The 5992-nt window shown below is 42.1% G+C and carries 5 protein-coding genes and 2 pseudogenes; all 7 read right to left on the bottom strand.

The window, feature by feature from the left end; all coding sequences use genetic code 11:
* Positions 1-346: 346 nt before the first annotated feature.
* Positions 347-1168 carry a serine O-acetyltransferase gene (gene cysE / locus FH976_RS15325; protein ID WP_194091651.1) on the bottom strand — a complete coding sequence of 274 codons (822 nt, stop codon included), beginning with the start codon at positions 1166-1168 and terminating at the stop codon, positions 347-349.
* A gap of 101 nt (positions 1169-1269) precedes the next feature.
* Positions 1270-2292 carry an NAD(P)H-dependent glycerol-3-phosphate dehydrogenase gene (gpsA, locus tag FH976_RS15320; protein WP_267463564.1) on the bottom strand — a complete coding sequence of 341 codons (1023 nt, stop codon included), beginning with the start codon at positions 2290-2292 and terminating at the stop codon, positions 1270-1272.
* A gap of 136 nt (positions 2293-2428) precedes the next feature.
* Positions 2429-2893: a protein-export chaperone SecB gene (gene secB / locus FH976_RS15315; protein ID WP_194091650.1), complete on the bottom strand. Its 465-nt coding sequence runs from the start codon at positions 2891-2893 to the stop codon at positions 2429-2431.
* A 43-nt stretch (positions 2894-2936) separates the two neighbouring features.
* Entirely contained in the window at positions 2937-3392 is a 456-nt protein-coding gene (locus tag FH976_RS15310) for a rhodanese-like domain-containing protein (protein WP_194091649.1), read from the bottom strand.
* Positions 3393-3792: 400 nt separating this feature from the next.
* Positions 3793-5033 (bottom strand): annotated as a pseudogene (locus FH976_RS15305) (beta-ketoacyl-ACP synthase).
* On the bottom strand, positions 5030-5755 hold the full coding sequence (fabG, locus tag FH976_RS15300; protein WP_194091648.1) for a 3-oxoacyl-ACP reductase FabG: 726 nt from the start codon (positions 5753-5755) through the stop codon (positions 5030-5032). Before fabG ends, FH976_RS15305 begins: the two are co-directional and overlap by 4 nt.
* Positions 5752-5992 (bottom strand): annotated as a pseudogene (locus FH976_RS15295) (hypothetical protein); the annotation flags it as partial. The gene fabG and the pseudogene FH976_RS15295, both read right to left, overlap by 4 nt.

Raw genomic sequence — 5992 nt, 5'->3', positions numbered from 1 at the left:
GTATGATATTCAAGGCCAGCCTACGATTTTAATTTGGCTTCAGAAGTACGGTCGGCTCGACTATATTGGTCTAGGAGCCCCCTGCATTTATGCAGAAAGGAGGACTAGTGGTTAAGTATAATTAGCAGAATAAGGCATCAAAGCGTTGGAGCAACCAACATTGAAAATGTGCGCAACTCTTGGGGTTTTTCAGGCTCTTTAGAGGCTTTGAGCTAGTAGTAATCCAGTTTAAATTAAGCTGCTGTAAAAGCTGATAAATACTGGATATTCGCAGATTCGATGCTGTGTGAGTATCACCTCCAAAATAAGAGGTGATATTAATTTATGGGATTAGTGGAGTCCGATTCTAGATCCCCGCGCCATCAAGGAGTATTGGAGAGTTACCGTTAAATTGTTGATCCATATCCAGAGATGGTTTATTACTTTGTGGGTGACCTACAATTTTTGCAGGGACACCTGCAACGGTGGTGTGAGGAGGAACGGCTTGTAATACGACTGAGCATGATCCAATTTTCGCACCGATGCCGACTTCAATATTTCCAAGTATTTTTGCACCAGCGCCTATCATAACACCTTCTCTGATTTTTGGATGACGGTCGCCGCAATCTTTACCTGTGCCGCCTAATGTTACATCTTGTAAAATTGATACATCATTTTCAACCACTGCGGTTTCCCCAATGACTATACCTGTTGCATGATCGAGCATAATGCCTTGACCTATTTTTGCAGCAGGATGGATATCGACTTGGCATGCAACTGAAATTTGATTTTGAAGATAAGTTGCGAGTGTGACTCGGCCTTGCTTCCATAGCCAGTTTGCGACGCGGTAGCCTTGCAGGGCATGGTACCCTTTTAAATATAATAAGGGGACGGAATACATAGATACTGCGGGGTCTCGAGTCACGGTAGCACAAATGTCACATGCTGCAGATTCAGTTAATTGTGAATCAGAAAGGAAAGCTTGCTCTACCACTTCACGTACTGCCATTGCTGGCATAGAAGCTGTTTTGAGTTTATTGGCTAGGATGTAGCTAAGGGAGGCCCCTAAGCTATCATGGTTAATAATAGTGGAATGATAAAAGCTTGCGAGCATTGGTTCTAATTCTGCTTGCTGTTTTGCTTCCTTAACGATGGCTTTCCATATTTTCTGTTTTTCACACTGTTTCATGATGCTATGTATCTCGATTCTATTTTTCGCAGCGCACGGGCGACGATATATTGTTATTCCATTAACCTATCACGCTTGAATTTTCAGGTGAAGTTATCCGTTTATCTTTCCATTTTTTTCGATCTTGCTAATAAATCTTGTGCGGCTTGGCGTGCGTCTTTATCTTGATACAGTACTTGATAAATTTGATCAACAATAGGCATTTCTACACCCATTCGGTTAGCCAATAGCCATACTTCTTTTGTGTTGCGATAGCCTTCAACCACTTGTCCTATTTCTTTTTGAGCACTTTCAATATCCTTGCCTTGCCCTAAAGCTAAGCCAAAACGGCGGTTTCGTGATTGATTATCGGTGCAGGTTAATACTAAATCACCAAGGCCTGCCATACCCATGAACGTCTCTGGCTGTGCTCCCAATGCTATGCCGAGGCGGGTCATTTCAGCTAATCCACGGGTGATTAATGCTGTTCGTGCATTTGCTCCGAATCCGATACCATCAGACATGCCAGCGCCAATTGCGATAACATTTTTGACTGCGCCACCAAGCTGCATACCAGTAAAATCGTTATTGGCATAAACGCGGAAGCTCTTATCGCAATGAATAGTTTCTTGTAAATCTTTAACAAACTCAGCATCAGGTGAAGCAACTGAAATAGCTGTTGGTAAACCTGCTGCTAATTCTTTGGCAAAAGTAGGGCCAGAAAGTACTGCCAGTGGAATGTTTTCACCTAGAACCTCTTGTGCAACATCTTTTAACAGACGCCCAGTTTTAGGCTCTAACCCTTTAGTTGCCCAGCAAATTCGAGAGTTTACTGATAGGTGAGGTTTCAGGCTATTGAGTACTAATCCAAAGACATGACTTGGAACAACGACTAGTAAGTCACGGCTAAATGAAACTGCAGTTGCAAGGTCGGATTCAATAATTAACGACTCAGGAAATATAATACCGGGTAAAAATTCGTGGTTTGCTCGGTCAGCTTGTAATTTGGCCATATGCTTGGCTTCATGCCCCCATAAAACCACTTTCGACCCATTTCGGGCTAAGGCGATGGCAAGTGAAGTGCCATATGATCCAGCACCAATAACAGTCATAACAGCATTTTGATGAGAGTGTGTATTTGGCATGATTGAAACCTTTTATGAAAGATGAGAAACCAAGGAATGAGGCCCGAAGAAACAAAAAGCAAAAGCAGGATAATTTCGCTTTTGCTTTATGGTTAGATCTTTAGGCGAAGCATTTTCACACTTCGCATTTATTATCTTATGCTTCTACTTGTGGTGCTTGCTCTGCTTGCTGTTGTAAATAATTCATGAACAATGCATCAAAGTTAACAGGAGCTAAATTCAGTTGTGGGAATGTCCCTTTAATCACTAAGCTCGAAATAGTTTCACGTGCATATGGAAACAGGATGTTCGGGCAGAATGCCCCCAAGCAATGTGCAAGTTGACCTTGTTCCATCTGCTCAGCTGTAAAAATACCGCCTTGTTGAATTTCACATAGAAAAGCAACTTCATCAGCATTTTTAACGGTAACTGTTAAGCGCAGAATAACTTCATAAACACTTTCACCTAGCTCACGGCTTTGAGTGTCAAGATCAAGTTTAACTTCAGGTTCCCACTCTTTTTGAAACATTTGTGGTGAATTTGGCGCTTCAAAAGAAATATCTTTTAGAAAAATACGTTGAATTGTGAAGTTCTGTTGTTCTTGAGGTGCTGCTTCAGCCATGATTAAAATCCTTGTAGGTATAAATTAAAAATCTGTTATCTAACTATTTCTTACCTTTTTTTGTTACTGCTTTATCTGAAACTAAAGGTAAGTTATTTTCATTCCACGCACCCATGCCATTTTTTAATAGGCTAACATTTTCAAAGCCAGCTTTAACCAACAAATTGGCACTTTCTGCTGCGGTTTGTCCAAGCTTACATACCACAATGATTGGGGTGGCTTTGTGTTTTTCAATAGCAGTAAGCGAGCCAGATTTAATTTCAGAAGGTAAAATGTGAACTGAGCCCGCAATATGGCCATGTTTGAACTCATCTTTAGAGCGAATATCAATCACTACACCATTTTCACGATTGATTAGGTAGGTTAGACCTCCAGCATCTACGATCTTATATTTTGCAGTTGATGACTTATAGATACTCATAATCAAGGCAGCAAGTACACCGACCCAAACTAAGCACATGATCATGTTTTGTTGAAAAAATTCCATATATTCTTGCATATTTTAAGCTCTTACCTGCGATAGCTGTGGACATCCACAGACAAAATTTGAAAGGCAAGAGTATAACTGCCTATGTGGAAAGAGGCGAGAAGAGAAGGAAAAAAAGCGATCCTAGATCTTAAAAGAGACATGAATATCCTGATCTAAATACGATAAGATCGAAATGTATCATTATTACTCTACAGAGTTTTACTAACGCACCAACTTTATACATATCTATTCTTTATTTGGCGTTATAGCGAGTATAAACCTTAGATAGCACTCCGAGGTCAAGAGTGATAGAGGGATGTATTGAATCTAAAGTGGAATAAAAAATATAGATAAATTCTATGAGCTGGATTGGGTTAGCAAAGGGCGCTTCGCTAACCTGCTTTAAATGATAAATTATTGAAGGAATGGTTTAAATTTGATGGCGCTTAAAAATAATCGAAGTATTGATACCACCAAAAGCAAAGTTATTACTCATAATCGTATTGCATTGTATTTCTCGACCTTTGCCTTGAATATAATCTAGGTCACCACACAGTGGATCAATGTTATCCAAATTTAGAGTCGGGCTAAACCATCCAGTGCGCATTATTTCTAAGCTAAGCCATGCTTCAACGGCGCCGCAAGCACCAAGCGTATGACCAAAATAACTTTTGAGTGAACTGATTGGTGTTTGATTTCCAAATAGGTTAGCGGTCGCGTGACTTTCTGCAATATCGCCACGGTCAGTTGCGGTACCGTGAGCAGAAACATAATCGATTTGAGAAGCTGGAATATTGGCATCTTGGAGAGCTAGTTCCATGCAACGTTGCATATTTTCCATCTGTGGTTGGGTGGCATGGGTTGCGTCGCAATTACTCGCAAAACCAATGATTTCAGCATAAATGGTTGCCCCACGAGCGATGGCATGCTCATATTCTTCAAGTACTAATGTACCAGCACCTTCACCAATAACGAGTTCATCACGGTCAGTGTCATAAGGCCGTGGAGTGGTTTTTGGCGCATCATTTTTTAAACTGGTGGCAAATAGAGTATCAAAAACAGCAGATTCGGTAGGGCACAGCTCTTCTGCACCGCCTGCAACCATAATCGTTTGATAGCCGTGTTTAATGGTTTCGTAAGAATATCCAATGGCTTGGCTGCCAGAAGTACAGGCACTGCTAGTTGGGATCACTCGCCCGCGTAAACCGAAAAATAAGCCGACATTAACCGCCGCTGTGTGAGGCATCAGTTGTACATAGGTGGTCGCGGTTATCGCTCGGGTGGATTTATCATTAAGCATCACGCCAAAAGCACCTACAGCTGAAGTGCTGCCGATAGATAAGCCACGCCAGTTTGGCTATTCGTTAAGGTTTCATGTTTCTCGCCATTCTCGCCAACCAGACCACTTTGTAATAATGCATTTTCAGAGGCTAAGGTAGCCATTTGAGACACTCGACCCATTGAGCGTATTTGCTTTCGAGTGTAATGCTTTGGTAGTTCAAAATGTAAGATGGGCGCGGCAAGTTTGGTATTCAAACCGTCATACTGCACATAGCTTTCCATAAACTGCACCGCATTTTCGCAGGCTTGCAGCTTAGGTAAAATCTCAGCCCAATAATTACCAAAGGCGGTAACGCCAGGCATTCCTGTTACGACAACACGACGACTCATATTAAACCTCCATTGACCGAAATCACTTGTCTAGTGATGTACGCAGCATTATCCGACATCAAATAACGGACTAATCCTGCGACTTCTTCAGGTTTTCCCATACGGCGTAAAGGCACTTGTGGTAAAGCATGCTCTTTAACATGTTCATCTACCATTCCGGTATCAATAAGCCCCGGCGCAACACAATTCACGGTAATTTTGCGTTTGGCGAGTTCTAAAGCCAGAGATTTGGTTGCGCCAATCACACCCGCTTTTGCAGCACTGTAATTAGTTTGACCACGGTTGCCCATGATGCCAGACACAGAAGCAATGGTAATGATGCGGCCACCACTGCGCTTTTGTACCATTGGCATAACACAAGGATGAAGCACATTATAAAAACTGTCTAAATTGGTGTGGATCACGCTATCCCACTCTTCTTCCATCATGGCAGGAAAGGCGGTATCACAGGTGATCCCAGCATTACTGACAACACCATAATAGGCGCCATATTGTTCAATGTCCGCTTCCAATTTTTCTCGGCATTGGGTTCTATTACTGATATCAAACTGAAGTAGATGACCTTGTCCGCCTGCTTGCTCAATATCACGTAACGTGCCGAGTGCACCCGTTTCGTCGCTCATATAATGAATGGCAATATGAAAGCCATCTTGCGCCAATTGAGTCGCAATTGCTTTACCAATGCCTTTGCTGGCTCCTGTTACTAGAACATGTTGAGTCATAAGGTTTCCTTTGATTGTTTCTTTGCGACAGCCGGTTGACCCAGCATATCCTGTAATTGTGTTTTAGAGGGGACAAAAGCATTCAATTGGGCACTGGCGACTTCGCTACCTTGTTGTTCTATTGTGCATTGAAATACCGCCATGCCATTACTTTCCATCACTTTTTCTGCATGGATATCCAATATGGTTTCTAATGAAAACTGCGCCTGTTGGCAGTGGTAGCGACGAGTGCCAAGT

Source organism: Vibrio hibernica, from assembly GCF_015223435.1.
GTDB lineage: Bacteria > Pseudomonadota > Gammaproteobacteria > Enterobacterales > Vibrionaceae > Vibrio > Vibrio hibernica.
The sequence above is the reverse complement of the archived record's forward strand: the minus strand, read 5'-3'. Positions and strand labels throughout refer to the sequence as shown.

What these genes read in the sequence shown, in the direction of transcription:
- fabG (WP_194091648.1), bottom strand. Translation starts at nt 5,755, where the DNA reads ATGACTCAACATGTTCTAGTAACAGGAGCCAGCAAAGGCATTGGTAAA.
- cysE (WP_194091651.1), bottom strand. Translation starts at nt 1,168, where the DNA reads ATGAAACAGTGTGAAAAACAGAAAATATGGAAAGCCATCGTTAAGGAA.
- gpsA (WP_267463564.1), bottom strand. Translation starts at nt 2,292, where the DNA reads ATGCCAAATACACACTCTCATCAAAATGCTGTTATGACTGTTATTGGT.
- secB (WP_194091650.1), bottom strand. Translation starts at nt 2,893, where the DNA reads ATGGCTGAAGCAGCACCTCAAGAACAACAGAACTTCACAATTCAACGT.
- FH976_RS15310 (WP_194091649.1), bottom strand. Translation starts at nt 3,392, where the DNA reads ATGCAAGAATATATGGAATTTTTTCAACAAAACATGATCATGTGCTTA.